10 protein-coding genes are annotated in these 19,689 nt (G+C 46.7%); 7 read left to right on the plus strand and 3 right to left on the minus strand.

Features of this window, described 5'->3' with window-relative positions; genetic code table 11:
* Nucleotides 1–15: 15 nt before the first annotated feature.
* Nucleotides 16–1,137: a glycerate kinase gene (locus BM123_RS19665; RefSeq protein ID WP_090172083.1), complete on the plus strand. Its 1,122-nt coding sequence runs from the start codon at nt 16–18 to the stop codon at nt 1,135–1,137.
* A gap of 306 nt (nt 1,138–1,443) precedes the next feature.
* Nucleotides 1,444–2,907 carry an SLC13 family permease gene (locus tag BM123_RS19670; protein WP_175489475.1) on the plus strand — a complete coding sequence of 488 codons (1,464 nt, stop codon included), beginning with the start codon at nt 1,444–1,446 and terminating at the stop codon, nt 2,905–2,907.
* 262 nt (nt 2,908–3,169) lie between these two features.
* Here BM123_RS19670 and BM123_RS19675 read toward each other — a convergent pair whose 3' ends face one another.
* Both BM123_RS19675 and BM123_RS19680 read right to left on the minus strand, forming a co-directional pair.
* Nucleotides 3,170–3,847 (minus strand): hypothetical protein, encoded by a 678-nt coding sequence (locus BM123_RS19675; protein ID WP_090172085.1) that lies wholly within the window; start codon nt 3,845–3,847, stop codon nt 3,170–3,172.
* 296 nt (nt 3,848–4,143) lie between these two features.
* Nucleotides 4,144–5,433 (minus strand): aspartyl protease family protein, encoded by a 1,290-nt coding sequence (locus tag BM123_RS19680; RefSeq protein ID WP_090172099.1) that lies wholly within the window; start codon nt 5,431–5,433, stop codon nt 4,144–4,146.
* 444 nt (nt 5,434–5,877) lie between these two features.
* Between BM123_RS19680 and BM123_RS19685 the strand changes: the two genes are divergently transcribed.
* The 5 genes from BM123_RS19685 to BM123_RS19705 all read left to right on the plus strand — a co-directional run bounded on the left by BM123_RS19685 (nt 5,878) and on the right by BM123_RS19705 (nt 19,338).
* Complete coding sequence (locus tag BM123_RS19685; RefSeq protein ID WP_175489476.1) at nt 5,878–8,904, plus strand: SusC/RagA family TonB-linked outer membrane protein; 3,027 nt, start codon at nt 5,878–5,880, stop codon at nt 8,902–8,904.
* An 84-nt stretch (nt 8,905–8,988) separates the two neighbouring features.
* The gene (locus BM123_RS19690; protein ID WP_090172103.1) at nt 8,989–10,557 is read left to right on the plus strand and encodes a RagB/SusD family nutrient uptake outer membrane protein; all 1,569 of its coding nucleotides are present in this window, start codon (nt 8,989–8,991) and stop codon (nt 10,555–10,557) included.
* 217 nt (nt 10,558–10,774) lie between these two features.
* Nucleotides 10,775–12,058: a tail fiber domain-containing protein gene (locus BM123_RS19695; protein ID WP_175489477.1), complete on the plus strand. Its 1,284-nt coding sequence runs from the start codon at nt 10,775–10,777 to the stop codon at nt 12,056–12,058.
* A 169-nt stretch (nt 12,059–12,227) separates the two neighbouring features.
* Nucleotides 12,228–18,752: an RHS repeat domain-containing protein gene (locus tag BM123_RS19700; RefSeq protein WP_175489478.1), complete on the plus strand. Its 6,525-nt coding sequence runs from the start codon at nt 12,228–12,230 to the stop codon at nt 18,750–18,752.
* On the plus strand, nt 18,736–19,338 hold the full coding sequence (locus BM123_RS19705; protein WP_090172109.1) for a hypothetical protein: 603 nt from the start codon (nt 18,736–18,738) through the stop codon (nt 19,336–19,338). The genes BM123_RS19700 and BM123_RS19705 overlap by 17 nt, the downstream gene beginning before the upstream one ends.
* A gap of 27 nt (nt 19,339–19,365) precedes the next feature.
* Here BM123_RS19705 and BM123_RS19710 read toward each other — a convergent pair.
* Nucleotides 19,366–19,689, minus strand: a 324-nt coding sequence (locus tag BM123_RS19710) for a helix-turn-helix domain-containing protein (RefSeq protein WP_090172110.1), incomplete at its 5' end; no start/stop codon positions are given.

Raw genomic sequence — 19,689 nt, forward strand, 5'->3', positions numbered from 1 at the left:
ACCATACTACTAAAAATGCGCATCCTCATCGCCCCCGATAAATTCAAAGGTAGTCTTACCGCCCGGGAGGTGGCCGCGGCCATTGGCCGCGGTGCCAGACGGGTATTCCCGGAAGCGACCATTATTGAGCAGCCCATGGCCGACGGGGGAGAGGGCTCCCTGGAGTTGTTACAACAAATTCTGCCGCTGCAGACTTACCGGCTGGAAGTAACGGGCCCGCTGCGAAAAAAGGTAATGGCGGAATATTTAATGGGGGAGGGGAAGGCCTTTATTGAAGTGGCCCGTGCCTGTGGGCTACAACATCTGCCCCCTCACCGGAGAGATCCGGGACGGACCACCACCATTGGCGTAGGGATGCTGATTGAAGATGCGCTGGCCCGGGGTGCCCGGGACATCAGCCTTTTTCTGGGAGGAAGCGCGACCAATGACTGTGGCGCCGGGATGGCGGCCGCTCTTGGGTATCGTTTTTTCGGGAACCGGCCGGAAGACTTCGTGCCTACGGGGGATTCGCTGGGCTACGTGCTGCGCATTGATGATGCTGAGGTGATGCCGGCGGTAAAGGATGCTCGCTTTACGGCGGTTTGTGACGTAGATAATCCCTTGTTGGGAGATCGGGGCGCGACGATGGTGTACGCTTCGCAAAAGGGGGCAAAGCTGACGGATCTGCCTGTTTTGGAAGAGCATATGGAACGGTTTTCCGGGGTGTTGGCGCAATTTTCGGGTACATCTGTACTTGTACCGGGTTCTGGCGCCGCAGGCGGTTTAGGCGCAGGCATTCGCGCCTTTTTGGGGGGTGACATTCAGTCCGGTATCGACCGCATGATGGAAGTAACCGGTCTGGAGAAATGGCTGATTGGCGCTGACCTCGTCATTACCGGCGAAGGTTGTATTGACGATCAAACACCCCACGGTAAAGTGGTGAGTGGTGTGGCCGGGCGGGCGCAGCACGCAGGTGCAAAGGTGCTTGCCGTAGCCGGGCGATGTACGCTCGATCAAGCTGCTTCCCGGATGCCTGATGTCCATCAAATCGCTGCCCTGATGGACCAACCCGGAATGACAATAGAACGCTCGATGGGAGATACTGCGTTGGAGCTGGAGGGGATGGTAGTGGGGCTGCTGCGTAGCTTAAAGATTTAACCACGGAGGTACGGGGAGGTAATCACAGAGGTTCACAGAGTGGCTGCTGCGCAGCTTGTTGACCACGGATTTTCACGGATTAGCACAGATTATGGCACAGATTTTTAGGCCGCTGTACATCCGGCTGTACTCAATGGGCCCCGCGAGGAATTATCTCCCACAGAAGAGGAAGGGAGACAGAGGAGGCAACTTAGAAGACTAACCGCAGATTGACCGGGATGAGTTGAGGGATGTATATTCACACCGGACAAGAAGTCGCCGCTCCGTAACATTCACTCATTTGCCCATTCCTTCATTCTCTCTTCAATGACTGCCAAACGCATCGGTTTTGTTCTCGGCCCCCTGCTTTTCCTGCTGGTCATGCTGTTTTTTCGGCCGGAGGGTGCGCCACCCGCAGCCACGGCGGTGCTGGCTACAACGGCCTGGATGGCGGCCTGGTGGATTACGGAGGCTATCCCCATCGCCGTAACGGCGATGTTGCCGATGATTCTTTTTCCCCTGACCGGCGTCTTACCGGCAGCCGAAGCAACGCGGTCCTACGGCAACTATCTTGTTTTTCTGTTTTTGGGCGGCTTTATGCTGGCTATGGCCTTTGAGCGATGGAACCTGCACCGGCGCATTGCGCTGGCGACGATCTATTTCATCGGGTCTAATCTGCGCATGATTATCCTGGGGGCGATGATTGCTACTGCCCTGTTGTCTATGTGGATCTCGAACACCGCTACTTCCGTGATGATGTTACCCATCGCCATGGCCATCGCTAAACAACTTAAGGATGACCCTGCCACCGAAGAAGACGAAAACGCCACCTTCGGCAAAGCACTGATGCTTTCCATTGCCTACTCGGCCTCCATCGGCGGCATGGCCAGTCTGATCGGGACGCCGGTAAATATGGTGCTGGCCGGGCAGGTAGAGACCGTCTTTGGTATTGAGATCGGGTTCATCGACTGGATAAAGATCGGGCTGCCCGTCTCGGTGCTGCTGCTATTCATCTGTTGGTGGTACCTGACCCGGGTGGCTTTCACGTTTAAAGCAACCGGCTTTTCTGGTGGCCGCGCCGAAATCCGCCGCCTGCAGGACGAGCAGGGGCCGATGACCACCGAAGAATTTAAGGTTCTGGCCTTGTTTGTCGCTACGGCACTGGCCTGGATTTTTCGCAAATCGGTCCTGGCGCCCCTGATTCCCGGTATCAACGATACGGTCATCGCCATGATCGCTGCTACCTTGTTATTCCTGATACCCGGTAAAGAAAAAGGGGAGTCGTTATTGAGTTGGGAGGAGGCCGTTAAACTCCCCTGGGGCGTAGTGCTGCTCCTGGGCGGGGGCTTCGCCCTCGCGGACGGCTTCGGGGCCAGCGGCCTGGCGGAGTACATTGCGGGCAATCTAAGTATGCCCGAAGGAGTCGGTCTGTTACTGGTGGTATTGGTCGTGGTGGCCGTAGTGAATTTTTTGACGGAGGTAACCTCCAACGTCGCCACCACCTCCATGCTGATGCCGGTTCTGGCCGCGGCGGCCATTCCCCTGGAGGTACACCCGTATGCTTTGATGGTGCCAGCCACCCTGGCGGCTACCTGTGCTTTCATGCTGCCCGTGGCCACTCCGCCCAATGCGGTGGTCTTCGGCTCCGGCTATCTGACGATCCCGGATATGGTCCGGGCAGGCTTTCGGATGAACGTGATCTCGATCATCATTGTGTCGTTAGCTTGTTACTTCCTGTTGCCCTTGATCTGGGGCTTTAGTTTGGGGGTGGTGCCGGATTGGGCTTTGTAGGGCTTTAACCACAGATTTCTGGTCGCTTCGCGACTTTTTTAACCACAGATTATCACGGATTCACTTCGTGGCTGCTTCGCGGTAAGGCACAGATTTTAGCCGTTGTGTGACGGTATTTCCCGGTCGACGCTGTCTCCGCGCGCAGACTAAGTCGCTTCGCGACGAGGGGGGGCTGCAGAGTGGGTTTATTCTCTCATTCAATCATTCTCCCATTCAATCATTCTCCCATTCAATCATTCTCTCATTCAATCATTCTCTCATTCTACTCCCCACCGCTTTCCTGCAGCAAATAAATCGTCGTGAACCACGACTCTACTCCGCCGAACTCAGAGCCGGAGGTAGTAATGGAAGCATGCAAGCTATTGCTGTCGTATAAGAGGTAGCCGTCCAGATCCAGAATAACGGGTACGCAGCTAACGGACTTCAGATTGCTGAGCGTACGCCCATCTAGTTCAAAGGAGGGAATGGAGGCGACGTAATCTCCCGTAAACTTTTCGTTGCCGTTGAAGAAGACGCAATCCTGATAGTTTAATTCGGCTACCGGCTGGGCGTCGAGGCGAATGCTGTCAGAACCATAAAAATAGAAGAGTCGGCTGCCCGCCCGTTCCTCGGCGCTGATGAGCAGGTTACCAGGCACACGCTCTGCGGTGTACACATAGGGATCAGTAAGGCCGGAAGATTGCTCGGAGAATTCGATCTCTTCGTCCGTTACCGCCGTGATGGTTAGCGTTAGATCACTGGAGGGAGCGGGGACTTCCTGACCACACTCAAAGGAAAGCACATCGAACGTATTGAATTGCCCGACAACGGGATTCTGAAAGCTAACCCGGTCGGGATCCACCGGCTGCGGGCTGGGCTGTGGAGCAATGGGGTCTGGGTCACAAGAGGTGATAAAAAGCAGAACCAGGGACAGGGAAAAAAGAGTTTTAATCGGGGACATTGGCAGGTGGATTTGCTCGTTAAGACGCGTACCTTTTTTCCGTCGTTGGTGCAATCATCACTTTTTTCAAAAAATAAGAGTCGCTAACCGTAGTCAGCGACTCCTTTACAGAAATTTAAGCACGAGTGCTTACTTACCTACTTCAGCTTTTAATGCATTACAATTCCATTGCGTTACGCCCTAAGGACGTTTAGTTGGCAAAATTCCATAAAGGGTAAGCGGGAAATGAGCGGGGAACCGTGGTCACTGAGTCTGCCGAATGTGCAGGTACAAAGGGAAAGAGCAAAACGACACACTCAAATCAAAGACCGCAGCCTGAATTCAACAATGTTGTACTTCCCATCCCGTTCGTAGCGGATTTTAATTTTCTTGCCCACCTTACCCTCCAGTTTACGAATGAGGGTTCCGAGGCCGATGAAACTGACCGAGGTGCCATTCATCGCTACAATTCTGTCGCCAACCCGGATGCCGGCTTCATCGGCGGGGCTACCGGGCACAATGTTGGCTACGTTGTAAGTGCGCAGGTTCTGCCCGCCGGCAATAATGGACATACCCGAGCGGTCAAAGCGAAAGCGTCGTTTCCAGTAGCCGCCTTCGGGTTTGAAATAGACCTTGTTCCGGATATAATCAATGACAACGTTGAATCGCTTGAGAATTCGATTGCCGACGATCCCTTCCCGATCGTTGAGGAAGGCCATGCCTGCAGTGTCCAGTGGCTGGAAATAGGTCACTACGCCGTTAAGCTCACGCCCAGCGAGGCGGACGGCCCGGGAGCGGCCGACGCTCCCTTCCAGGCTTCCACCGAGGCCATTACCGATGTAAGTGGGGACGGTCAGGGCCGGGAGGTCCGTGGCTGTGGAGGTGGAATCCCCGAAAGTATGGATGAGCAGGGTCAGACCCGCTCCGGAATCCAGGAGTAGTTTTCTGGGAGAAACCTCATTGGCACTAACGGCAATCGGGAGGTTGAGGTAAGCCCGGTTGCGGATAAAACCAGCAGGGACTTCAACGTGGCGAGGCCCCGGTTTGTAGGAGCGGGGCTCATGAAGGGTGATATATCCTTTACGGTAATCGATCTCAACGACGAAGCGCATGAGGAAGTCTGCCCCGAGAATTCCCTGAATGTTACTGCCGATGATGCGCTGGAAGTTGAAATAATTCTCTTCGAGTACGAGCATGGAACGGTTCCGCGCCAACAGCGCGTCGGCCAGCCGAAGATCAACCCCTGTGGCCAGATAGGCGGTCAGTTCCGCGTTCACATCAGCCCCCCGGATATTGAAAGTCCGCTGGTAGTTAACCTGCAGCAGGTCACTAATTTCCTTTTCCAGCAAAACGGTGTTCTCAGCGCCGGTGTCTACGATGAAGCGTAAGGGCATCACATTGTCCAGCAAGACATTAATGACAATGAAGTCATTGACCAACTCAAAGGGGAGTTGAATAGTTTTACCTTTTCCCAGCCGTTTCAGGTCCAGTCTTTGCCCCTTAACCCAGCCTGGCACCAGCGTCAGCGCCGCCAATATGACCAGTACACTGAGTCGGGCGGTCAGCGCAGAAGGTAGAGATAACTGATGAAAGTCTTTTAACGACATCGCCACAAGATAATGAGAAAATGCAGGGCAGCGTTTTATGAACCATTACGTTAAAGAAATGTTAGACGCCATGTTGCAAAGTAGCCATGACGGTTGCCCTGACAATTAAAAAAAACTGGAATAATGACACGTTTTTTTTGTTGTTAGCTACTGTTTTTCACACCTTTGCATACGATTGTTTTTATCCGTTCATGCAATGCCGACCTTAAAGCGGCATCTCGATCATTCAAAAAATCCCCCATTAATTGATGTACCTACAGAAGGGCATCCTATCGATTTTTCTCAACTCGTTAATACGCGCGATTGGCCTGCTCCCCGGAGCAAAGCAACCGCTATACATATACATCATTTTTATTCACTTCAAGTAGTAGTATGAAGCTTTTCTCCAACCATTTCACACGTGGTTGCCTGTTTCTAATGTTTGCTCTGTTCACCGGTGCCCTTATGGCACAATCCACGGTGTCCGGAACAATTACGGACGCAGACAACGGCGACCCTCTCATCGGGGCCAGTATCCTTGTAACGGGTACTTCCACCGGTACGGTGACGGACTTTGACGGTAAATACACCGTGAACGTTCCCGCTAACGCCGAATCTCTCACCATTTCTTACACGGGCTACGCTACCCAAACTATTGCCCTTACCGGACAGTCCACACTCGACATTCAACTTGCTTCAGGTGAGTTGCTGGACGAGGTTGTTGTTGTCGGTTATGGTACGGTAACCCAAAAAGAGGTTACTTCTGCAGTCACCACCGTTGAGGCTAAAGACTTCAACGTTGGCGATATCAACGATCCTACCCAGCTGATTCAGGGTAAGGTTGCTGGTTTGAGCATCTCTAAAGCAGGTGGCGACGTTAACGGCGGAACGGATATCCGCCTGCGTGGTCTTTCCAGTTTTGGGGGTAACACCCAGCCGCTTATCATCATTGATGGTGTCACTGGTGCTGACCTGCGTACGGTAGACCCTTCTGACATTGAGTCTATCAATGTACTAAAGGACGGTTCTGCCGCAGCCATTTACGGTATCCAGGCTTCCGCCGGGGTAATCATCGTAACCACCAAACGTGGTACGGAAGGAGGTGGCCAGGTTGATTACCGGGGTTACGTATCCGCCCAGTCTATCGCCGCCCAGCCCGAGCTGGCCGGACGTGATGAGTACCTGCGTATTATTGGTGCTGCTGCGGATCTTAACCGCACGCTTCGCCCTGATATTGCTGACCTACCTACCGGTGCAGAAGTTCAGGCTGCTAATGATTATGGAGGCGAAACGGACTGGGTTGATGAAGTGACGCGTACGGGCATCAGCCACGTTCACAACCTCAGCTATTCTGGTGGAGCTAATGGAACAACCTACCGTGCATCCGTTAACTACCGTGATATTAAAGGTATTGGCTATAGAAGCGATGGTTTTCAGCAATTGAATGGTCGTTTGAGCGTTACTCAAAAGGCCGTCAATGATCGCCTGGAATTAAGCCTGGACGTTACGGCTACCGACAGAACTGCTGAGTTTTTCAATGGTAACATTTACAAGTTTGCCACTACCTACAACCCGACCGCTCCCGTTTTTGCTAACGACGCTGGTTTCTCTGTGCCACAGGAAATTGCTGATAAGTCAAATGCGGTGTATGGTGGTTATTTTCAGGTAGATAACTTTGATTATGTTAATCCAGTATCAATTGGAGATCAATTCACTAACACTCAGCAACGTGCTGACTTTCTTTATTCTGCCCGTGCCGCTTTTGACGTAACGGATGATTTTACCATTCAGGCTTCTTACTCACGCACTCGTGAAAATACTACGGGGGGCACCTACGCTTCTCGGACTGAACTTAGTGCTGGTGGTGCAAATGGAAACCCTGCCTTTGCTGGCTCGGGCAACCGCTTCGCTAATGACAATCGTAACGAACTTTTTGAGGTAACGGGTACTTACAACCTAGATCTCGGAGGAAATGACCTGCAGTTATTAGCGGGCTATTCCTGGCAGGAGTACAACTTCCAGAGTTTTGGTGCTGGTGGCCGTGGAACACCTACCGATGCATTTGGTTTTAATAACCTCAGTGCGTTCCAAAATTCAACAGAGGCTCCTTTGGGAATCAACAGTAGCCAGTTTGCAAACCGCATTATCGGCTTTTTCGGCCGCGCTCGTCTGAGCATAGGTTCGGCCTATAATATTACGGCTTCCATTCGCCGAGATGGTACGAGTCAGAATGGACCAGAGAACCGTTGGGATATCTTCCCCGCGCTTTCTGCCAGTGCTGACCTCGTTGACGCCCTTGACCTGGCCGGTCCTGATCAGCTGAAGTTCCGTATCGGTTATGGTATCACCGGTAGTTTGCCTCCCGGTAGCTATGACTACCTGGCAACCTTTGCCCCAGCTCCAGGTCTCTTCTTTCCTTTTGGAGAGTCTTACGTCGCTACTATTGGTCCAACCTCTAACCCTAACCCGAATCTACGATTTGAGAAGAAGGGTGAGTTTAACACAGGTATTGATTTTGCCTTTATGGACTATAAGCTTACCGGTACGCTTGACTTCTATATCCGGAATACGGGGGACCTTCTCTTTAACGCTGAAGTACCTACCCCTCCGTTCCTGTTTCGTAACGTACAGGCCAACCTGAATAACGTTGATCTGATCAATACTGGTGTAGAACTGAGCCTTGGTTACAACGTAGAGGGGAGTAATTTCACCTGGAACCCTAATCTGGTTTTCAGTACTTACAATACCCGATTAGAGCAAACGGATGAGGTAGCTGACTTTAACTTTGGTGATGGAGGTTCGGTTGACTTAACCTCTACTGTTCCCGGCGCACCTGGTCAAAATGGTTTCCCCGTAACGACAATCGCGATTGGTGAAGAATTTGGAGGTTTGTACACCCTCATAACTGATGATGAAGCTACTGACGCAAGTGGTGAGTATGTATTTCTTGACGCAGAGGGTAACGCCATTGAAGGTCGTGATCCTAATAACGCTGATCGGGTTTTGGTTGGTAATGGCTTGCCGGATTTCAGCATTGGTTTTGCTAACTCCTTTACGTTTGGTGATAGCTGGGACTTCAGTTTCTTCCTGCGCGGTGACTTCGGTCATGACCTGGTGAACATGCCCCAGAACTTCTACGGGCAATTCGGTAACGCTGTTGCGCGTCCGATTGACAACATCATCACGACGAACCTCAACGAAAACATCATTTCCGCTCCGATTCTCAACAGTAACTTTGTGGAAGATGCCAGCTTCCTGGCGCTGGACAACGCTAACCTCGGGTACACCTTTGACCTGGGGGGCAATTCCGGTTTCCGGAACCTGCGTCTGTACGTTGCCGGTCAGAACCTGTTTTACATCACAGGTTACTCAGGTGTAGATCCTAACGTACGCTACACGGACGGCGGGAACGCCCTGGCTCCGGGTATTGACCGCCGGACTACTTTCTTCCGTACGCGTACCGTCACCTTTGGCGCGAGTGTAGGCTTTTAATATCCGTAAACTATCAATTAAAACTCAGAGGCTGGTCGGCCTGCGGATGACCGACCAGCCTCTCAACTTCAAACTAATTTCAATATGCGTTTTTTCAATAAAATGCGGGTAGTTGGTGCCGTCCTTGCGGTAGCACTATTTTTACCCTTCCAGTCCTGTACGGACCTGGAACCGGAGGTCTTCGGTGACCTCACCCCAGCGAACTTTCCCGGTTCAGAGGCTGATATTATCTCGTCTTACCTCAATGTGTACACCAACCTGTACCCGATGATGAATCACGGGAGCTATATGTCCATTCAGGAGGTGTCTTCCGATGAAATCATGATCCCACAGCGTGGTTCTGACTGGTTCGACGGTGGTATCTGGCTGAGAACCCATCGCCAAACCTTTGATCCGCAAGATCCTCAGTACAACAATGCATGGTCTTTCCTATACCAGGGTGCGCTGAAGGCAAACATTGTAATCGATGCCATCAACCAGTCTAGTTTGCCAGAAGCGGACAAGGCCGTATTCCTGGCTGAATTACGTACGTTGCGTGCCTACTTCTATTACCAGTTGACGGACTCTTTCGGAGACGTGCCACTGATTACCGAAGAAAGTGATCCTTCCGATACAGAACCTGCCGCTACTCCACGGGCTGATATCTTTAACTTCGTAATTTCAGAACTGGACGCCGTTGCTTCAGATTTATCTCGTGCTACCGGAGGGGATACTTACGGCCGGATCAATTTCTACGCCAACCGTGCTTTGGCCAGCCGCTTCCTGCTCAACGCAGAGGTAATGACCGGAACGGCCCGCTGGGCGGACGCAGCTGCAGCTGCTGATGAGGTAATCAATGCGAACGCTTACAGCCTTACGGATAGCTACTTCGAGAACTTTGACCCCAATAACGATAATGGTCTGCAGGGAACTGCGGAGAACATCTGGGTCATTCCTTATGATGCACCCGCTGTTGCTGGTGGTTTTAATATCCCACAAATGACGCTCCACTATTCCAGTCAGGCTACCTTTAACCTGGTAGATCAGCCCTGGAATGGTTACTGTACCCTGCAGGAGTTTTACGAAAGCTACGACGACGATGATCTTCGGAAGGGGGTCTCCGGAGACCAGCAGACTCGGGGTAACTTCCTAGCTGGCCCACAGTTTGCCGTTGATGGCGTAACACCCATCGTGGACGGTTCTGCTGATGACCCCGGTGGTGTAGAGCTTGTGTTTACCCCCGAAGTGAACGCGCTTGAGCCAAACGCATTCCGTCAGGCAGGTGCCCGCGTATTCAAGTATGGCTATGCCATCGGTTCCCCTAATACGATTACTAACGACTTCCCCGTCATTCGTTATTCCGAAGTATTGATGAATAAGGCAGAAGCCATGATGCGCCAAAACCAGGGTGGTTTCTCTATGTTCGTTAACATGGTGCGTAACCGTGCGGGACTCGATGACGTAGATGATAGCATGAGCATGGACGAATTCCTTGCCGAGCGCGGTCGTGAGTTCTTCTACGAAGGTACCCGTCGACAGGATCTGATTCGTTTCGGCCAGTTTACTTCTCCCTGGTTCGCTAAAACAGGATCCAATGCTACAGCTGAAATCTTCCCGATTCCACAGCCACAGCTTAACGCCAACCGGAACCTGTCGCAAAATCCTGGTTACTAAATCATTTACTTGATAAATCGCCCGTGCTGATGCTTCAGTACGATGAGAAAACGCCTCTCTTCAATTAGATGAAGGGGGGCGTTTTTTTAAGAAATTTTCCACAATTTTTTTTTCTCAGGTTTTGCCCTATAATTGTGATGTCGAAATCATATTATCTTTTAAACACCCTAAGATGAAATACCTAATTAACCTCTGTGCACTTGTGTGCCTAATAATCATGTCTTCCACTGAAATTGTAGCTCAGCTAAATGTTAGGTATGCTGGAAATGTAGGGGTAGGTGCTAATGCTCACGCTAACTACAGAATGTATTTGTTGAACTCAAGAGAGTACAATGCCCTAAGGATCACCTCCAACCAATACACATCCGCAACCCGGATAGGCTTGTATAATTTGACTGTGTCAAAAGGGACCGGTGCAAGGTTCGGCATATTTAATGAATTACGTGACGATTTTGCAAACGCAAATTCTTCGGCAACCAGTTATGGGATTTACAATAAGATGTCTATCACAAATAGGTCAAGATCAATTGGATTTACAAATTCAATTCTTAACAAGAATAATAATGGTAACGAAGCCATATATGGGTTTTACTCTGTTGTGAATGTTAACAGTACTGGAAATGCGAAAATGTATGGTGTCTATAGCGACATCCAAGGCGATAACAATTACGCCGGATATTTTACCGGTAAAATGCACATAAATGGCGACTTTACGTTAACCTCTGATGCTAGTTTAAAGACCAATACTGCTGACGTTACGGATGCCATTGCAATATTACGTGATCTTAAGCCGCAAACCTACAAATTTAAGAAAGGGAATAGGTTTGGGTATAATCCTGACCAAATGTATTATGGCTTTATGGCGCAAGAAGTCGAGTCAGTGTTGCCGTCTATTGTATCTGACATCAATCACCCTACAGTCTACCTTGAAGACGAGAAAGGTACTCAGTTGGATGAAGAGGGCAGCGTTATTGAACAGGAGGAGAAATCCGAAGAGGAACTAGCACCAACCAAAAAATACGAAGCCGAAACCTTAAAAGCCATTCGCTACCTTGACCTTATTGCTATCCTCACACAGGCGGTGAAAGATCAGCAGGAAATTATTGAAGACCAAACGTTCAATTATGAGGCCCTGGAGTCAGAAGTGGATGAACTGCGTGCTGAAATGAAAGAATATCGTGACGTTTTGTCAAAGCTAGCCAATTGTGCTGGTTGCGCAGACACAGGTTCGAAGCCAATCATTGAGGAGGAAAAACCTACCGACATCCAGTTCTTCCCCAACCCGGCTAATGAGGTCTTCACGATCCAGAGCGCTAACGATACTGGGTTCGGTGCCCGTTTATTCTCTGCAGACGGAAAGCTAGTACAAGAAATTCCCTATGATATTGGTAGTAAGCGAATCAATACTTCTGTATTGCCCGCAGGAAATTACATCGTGGAGGTGTTTGATGCTGCTAACAAGACTCTTGAGAAACAGATTGTAGTGGTGGTAGTGCATTGATGTCACCTTTGGAGGTGGCATTGTGAGTTGACCATAATTGTTATAAGTCTATATGTTATTAATAAGTAGTTGCAAATGCAACCATGCTAATGGCTGTTTTATATTTTTTTCCGCGATTATATACAACTTTATTAAATCATGGATTAGGATATATTGTAAAAAAAACACTATGAAAAACCTTACTGTAAGAATAGTTCTTTTCATTTTAGGGCTCATTGTTGGTGGTGCAACTTTTGCTCAAGGTAATGATAATAATCATATTGAAGGAACTATGGTTCCTTCGCCTGAAGCAGCTGCATTTGCTAAAAATGTTGATATTCCAATTGGACATTATACCGGGGCTTCATCATCAAGCGTTCCCATTTACACGCTAACAGAAGGTAAAGTTTCACTGCCAATTAGTCTCAATTATAACAACTCTGGGATTCGTGTTGCAGAAACAGCTAGTTGGGTTGGATTAGGCTGGAACCTTAATTATGGAGGCATTATAAGCCGAATAGTACGTGGTGTCGAGGATGATATTGAGAATAGAGGCTATATTGATGTAGCTAGTGTTCTTGATGGAGCTGATTTTAATGAATTGAATTCAGTTGGAGCAAGAAATAATTTATCAATTGATTCTGAGCCGGACATATTCACTTTTTCTGCCGGGCCTTATTCCGGGAAATTTTTTTTCGATGGTAGTTCGCCAAATGAAGTTGTGATGGTAGAACAACAGGATATTAAAATTATCCCACATTGGAGCACATCTACGGTAAAAAGATTATCAGGTTTTACGGTTATAACTCCGAATGGTACAAAATATATTTTTGGCAGTCAACCTGATTTGCCCGGAGTTAATTTTACTGTCGGAACTATAACGAATAATAGGTCTATTGATCAAACCAACTACAATTTTAGTTCCTGGAATTTGATTGAAGTGAGTTCTTATGATGACGTGAGTAAGATATCTTTTAATTATGTAAGTGAGCTATATGATTATTATGTACCTGCTGGAGCTTCTTTGTCATGGGGGCAAAGGCCAAATGCGACAAGTAGTGGATTGATTCCACCAAGTTATGATGACCCACTAAATAGTGGACACTATAGAATGGAGGTAGATGGAGTACGATTGACCCGTATTGAATCAAGTAATACTACTATTGACTTTATCCCAGGTGCAAGAAGAACAGATATTGGCGCTCAGATTCAAGACCCCTTTTCTTTGGGGGAAATTGTAGTGTCTACTGGTTCACAAGGTGAATATTGTAAGGAATTTATATTTGAATATGATTATTTCGGAACAGCTAACCCTAGCTCAAGTCTTTCAGGTACTAGAACAAGGTTGAAATTATTAAGTCTTGAGGAAAGGGCATGTAATGATATGTCATTGAGTATTCCAAAACATCAATTTACCTATAATGACCATCCTCTTTTTAAGATGCCTAATCGTTTAAGTAAGCGAATAGATCACTGGGGGTTTCATAATGGAGCTAATGGAAATGATAATCTGGGGATACTATGCCCACCATCCGTTCCATTTGGTCCTTATAGCAGCTATTGCACTGCTGACAGAGAGACGAATGAAGAAGCTATGCTCATCGGTTCTTTGAAGAGACATACTTTCCCTACAGGAGGATACCGCGAGTATGTTTTGGAAGCGAATTCAGTACTCAAGACGATTGAAAATGTATCTACTTCAATTCCTCATACCCTTAAAGATAATGATTGTAGAACTACTCAGCTTGATGGTGCTAATTGTTGTGGCCGTAATTTTGATAGCAAGCTAATTACTATTACTCAGGGAATTCTTGATGCGAATAAATACAGAATAAAGGTAGAGCGCCCTATTTTTGATCAGGGAAACCCTATTTGTGGTTATAACATCTATACAAGCATTAAAGTCCGTAATGCTGCTGGAGATATAATCGGGTCAACTCCGGAAGATTTTCAAAATAGATTTCACGAATTACCCTTTGAACATAATTATGATTTAAATGACCTTTTTGATTTCGTATTGGGAGAAAGCTATACTTTCGAATTTGAAACCTATAACTCAGGTAGTGAGTTTAGCTTATTTAGTCAAGTTACAACAACAACGCCTGAAAACTACAATGTGGGTGGGCTTAGAACTAAGGAAGTAATTTTATACGATCCCGTAGCCAATGTCGAGATCAAAAAAGAGTTTACCTATTTGAATGAAAGTGGATATTCCAGTGGCCTGTTGGCAGCTAATCCCATTTACTTTTACTCTATTTCAAACCCTGACCCTAATGATGTCAGTAGCCTTGATATTACGAATAATTCAATATGGGATTTTCATTACTATAAGGATCACTCAGTGACACAGTTAGCAGATAATAGTGGGTATCATATTACTTATACACATGTACAGGAAAGTCAGAATGGTGTGGGAGAAACGCACTATGAATTTATGAACTCCCCACCTCAGCAACAAAGTTATGGGTTTCCACGAGCGCCTTCAAGGTACGACTTCTTTAGGGGACTTTTATTAAAGAAAACAGCATATTCAGAGGGGGGGGCTAATCTAAATAATATTATTTCTGAATCAGAATATGAATACAATGTGGAAATTGAAGTGCAACCTAATAAGGCATACTCTCTTTTTTACATGCCGATAGTTGAAAATTGTGGAGGTGTTAACGGAGGTCCAGATCAATGTAAACTCAGGCTAAGGTACTTTTACAACATTGACTTTGGTTTCGCTGAATTAACTAGAGAGACGACGACGACAGATGGCGTAACCATCGTTCAAGAACATAAATATGAATCTGATGATGGGTATAGGTACAAGACTGAGCAGTCCATTATCAACAGTGATGGGGATTTATATACAACCAAATTATTCTATCCTGAAGATTATGATGATCTTGTTTATAGAGAGATGGAAGAACTAAATATTTTGACTCCCATTAGAACAGAAAAATTTGCAGACGGTCAAAAGGTAGACGCTAATGAGACAAGATGGAGTTTATTTAATACAATTCCTTACCCTTCAGAGTTCTGGCGAGAAGAATTAACCGCCCAAAGTATGGGGTCTTTTGCGGGTAACTGGGAAAGACAGGCAAAAATATACGAGTACCTTAATGGATGGCCAACCAGATATCAGAGAGATGGTGGTTGGGGATTTGAGGAGTTTGATTGGTCAACTAATGGATTGATTCAGGAAAAACGGTACATTCCCAATAATCCATCTTCTCCAACTTTAGTTTGGGGGTATGAATATGAAGACGGAACAAGTTTAGTTAAAAAAATAACTAACATAGACGGCCAATTTGTTACCTATCAGTACGATGAATTGATGCGGTTTAATCGGTCATCTGCCCGTAACGGTAAAGTCATCTCCACGGTTGATTATTCTTATCAAGGACAAGATCCTAATCGTCCTCAAAATTATCAAAAAAACACTACCGTCTTTACGCCATCAGATGGAAGTACTTTAGTGAATCTGACGACCTACCAATATTTTGATGGGTTAGGCCGCGGAATACAAACTGTCAAGCAAGGATATTCAGATAATAATCTGGATGTTGCAACCGCAATGAAGTACGACGCTATTGGTCGTGTCTGGAAATCATTCGACCCGGTAGAAATAACTGATGAATTGAATGATGGTAATTATTTTCCTATAAATGAAGTGAATTTTCCTGATTATACAGAGACGGAATATTACAGCGACCCTTTGAGTCGGACTTTTAAGGTGACGGCCCCCTCCTGGCACCCCATCGAAACCGCCTACGGCACCAATGAGACTAATAGTGTTACTGATCCCGCAACGGGCTTCATGTATCCCGAAAATTCATTGATCAAACAAGAGATCAAAGACTCCGACGGTAGAATAACCCAGGTTTTTGCTGATAAACTTGGTCGAAAAATACTGACCCGACAAATCGATGTTGATGGAACTACCATTCTAACGGATACTTACACCTCCTATGATCTTAAAGGAAGGGTGCAAAAAGTATTCCCTCCTGGTGCCAGTAACAGTACCCCAGGTCTAATCTACTCTTATCTGTACGATGGCGCCGATAATGTATTAGAGAAAAAAATGCCCGATCAAGGGGAATTTACCTATGTCTATGATGATCGGGATCTTCCGGTAGCCATGTCTAATGCTTCTGTTCCCACCCCTTTTGATTTTGTAGGCTCGGTTTATGATGATTATGGACAGTTAATCGTACAAGGATTCGTAGATGATGCTCTATCCAGTAACTTTACGATTGAACCCGGTAACGAATTAATTCGGAATACTTACGGAACGACAGGAACATCAATCAATAAAATCACCGAAGCAAAAGTGAGAGTTCTTACTGGAACGGCCTCCAGTGAAGGTTTGGGAGATTGGATCACTACGATCAACACCTATGATCCTGAAAATGGGCGATTAGTAAATTCCACCGGTAACTCCTATTTCAATCTGACAGCAGGTAGTGAAATTACGGACTTTACCTACGATGAAGCGGACAATATCACCAAAACCATTTACCAGCACGCAAAAACAGGAACGGACATCAGCTTGGTTTCTGTATCAGAAACGCTAGTTGATCATTCAGGTAGACCTAAAGCAAATTTTCATCAGTTGACAGTCGATGGGGTGCAAAACCCAAGAACTAAAACTGGTGAAATGTACTATACCGCCAAAGACCAAATGAGCATCAGGAAAATTGGTGAAGCTGGCAGCGGCTTTTTGCAGGAAGTAAACTATACTTATTTGCCAAACGGCTTTCTGAGTAAGATTAATGACCCTACCATGAGCACAGGTAATGATTTGTTTAGCCTGGAGCTAAGGTATGATTCGCCGGCTAACGGAACCGCTCAGCGAAACGGAAATATCTCAAGTTCCATTGCCAAAGTAATGGGGGGGACATACTTTAGTTATGACTACAGTTACGATGGATTGAACCGATTGACTGGTGCCGCCTATAAAGATATCCAGAACAATAGTAGCGGTCAATATTCCACCAGCTACAGTTATGATGAAAGAGGGAATATTGGTTCCATCATTAGATCAGGACTTTACGCGGACGCAGGTGGCCCGTTACCGGTATTTGGACAGATCGATAACCTTGACTTTGTTTATGTTGGGAATGGCAATAATTCTAACCGGTTGCAAAGAGTTGATGATACTGCCCCGCAATCTGACCGAGAGAACGGATTTAACGCACTTACTACTAACGACTACATGTATGATACCCAAGGTAATATGACCTATGACCCCTCAAAGGATCTCACCATTACCTACAATTACCTAGACCTGCCCTTTCTTTTTGAGTTTGCAAGTACTGCTCAAATAGTAAACACCTATTTGGCCGACGGCACTAAAGTGCGGGAAACAAAGAAAGACGATAAGCAGGATGAAGTTTCCCGAAGAGACTACGTTGGCCCTATTCAATACCTGACCATTGATGATGTTTCCTCGATCGCTTTTGTAAATCATGCCGATGGACGCATCGTCCAGGAACTGGTCTGTGATGACTTGTATATTACGGGGAACATAAGCGGGACCAAAGTGTATGACGGAAAGACCATAGAATCTGACGCGAACATTTTGGATGGTGCGGATATTGACTATAATGGCGAATCTATTTCCCTGGAAGACGGCTTCAGCGTGGCGCAAACTGCTACCTTCTCTGCGGATAATACCCCCTGTACGGGGACGCTTATTGGGAAATGGACCTACCAATACTATATCACCGACCACCTCGGCAACAATCGAGTCCTATTCTCCGACCAAAACAACGACGGAACCGTAGCGGCTAACGAAATCCTCCAACAAAATCACTATTACCCCTTCGGAATGGAAATGGACGGTGGCTGGAACCAAGGCGCTGCTGTGGAGCAGCGGTATCGGTATAATGGGATCGAACATAGTGAAGAGTTAGGGCTGGATTTGGCAGTATTCCGTAGTTATGATCCTGCTATCGGGAGATGGTTGCAGGTTGACCCAAAGGCTGAGGCATTTACTTGGGCTTCTCCCTACAATGGAATGCTTAACAACCCTATTTCGAATATTGATCCGCTGGGAGACACTACCAGAGTGTACAATTTGGCAGGAGAACTACAAAGAACTATTAATGATTCTCATATTAATCAGGAGCATTACTTGGGAACCACTGCTCTAAATCTTTTAAACGGTTCTGGTGTCGGATCTGATATGAACCTTGCTGGATCATTAGCGCGTGTTCTATCGTCTTTTTTTGTTGGTCATAACACCAAACAAGATATGTCTACTATTTTTGCTAATTCTGAAAGTGAAAATTTAGAAAGATTTTTTTTACTAGTTACTGGTACTGGTTCTAAAGAGTTGCGAGCGGTGGACATATCTGAAAAGGGAAGTAGGATAAGAACACAGAGAAAGGTTGAGTTGAAGTCAGAGAGTGTTCTAAGAGGTTTGACTCCTGAAGGAAATACACTTATCGGTTTGGGCCATACCCACCCTAGTTCCGCCTTAAATCCTGGAAGTGAATTCTTTTGGGGACTTAGGCAACCTAGTTCTAGTGTTGATTTTGATAATCACCTCGGTTTAGAACTGCCATATCCCAATATAGTAGCCAGCCCTACAGGCTATACACTTTACTCTAATAGGAAAATTTGGTATGGAAGTAAAACGAGAGGGGTCATGGCACCATCAAACTATGGGCAACATTTATCTTGGCTTAGAAGCGTAATACTAGACGATGATGTCAGAAATTAAGATTATTGTAACTTTTTGCCTCTGTATGGTGGTCTTTTCATCTTGTTATAAAAACAAGGAGGATGAAAGCCCTATCAAATCAAATAGTGATTTGTCTTTAGAGTTGATGGATTACTATTATTTCAGTAGGAATTATCCACTCAATAATTCTCCCCGAGAGGTCGGAAAAATATGTGGCTATCACAAGATTCCGGGGAGAGTTGCTTGCAAAGGTGTTAGTATAGATATTTTGGACAGGGCTTATGAATTTTCAACTTCTGGGTCAAGTGCTGAACAGGTGACTAGATTTAACCAAATAGATAAACTAGAGGCTAAGGAAAGAATGGTCAAATTGAAAGAAGTGATGTTTTCTGATTCTACTAGGCACAACCCTTACCAGCTAAATCATCCTCATGTAGATCATTTTATTTTAACGGGTGAGTATTGGTCGGAAAGCCAACAAATGAAACGAGTAACGTGGATATTTTATGATATTTTAGATTTACCAGATGAAGTTGTCGATTTCTCAAAACTTTTCCTTCCTGACTCTTTATGGCATAGTTCTTACGATGATGAAGCTTACTCAGTGCCTCCTGAGAGACATTAATTAAGCTACTATTAATAATTTAGAGAGTTAAGACGCATAACTTAATCTCGTTATCGTATCCCGAACCAGTGCCTCTAGCGTGAACAAGATGTGCTCTTTTTCCTTCTGCGGAAGTTGCTGCAGAGAGATCATTTGCTGCATCAGTTTGGGTTCGATAGCTTCGTCAACCTTACCGGTTAGGTAGTCCATTGAGACATCGAAGACATCCGCGATCTTTAGAACCTGCTCGATGGAGGGCTTAGCCTCTCCACGTTCGTACCTGCCGACGACGTTGGCATGAATCCCGATTTTCTTGGCTAACTCGCTTTGAGAGAGGTTGTGCTCTTTCCTCAGCTGTACGAGGCGTTGGTT

Origin of the sequence: Neolewinella agarilytica, from assembly GCF_900110645.1 — a bacterium.
Taxonomy (GTDB): Bacteria; Bacteroidota; Bacteroidia; order Chitinophagales; family Saprospiraceae; genus Neolewinella; species Neolewinella agarilytica.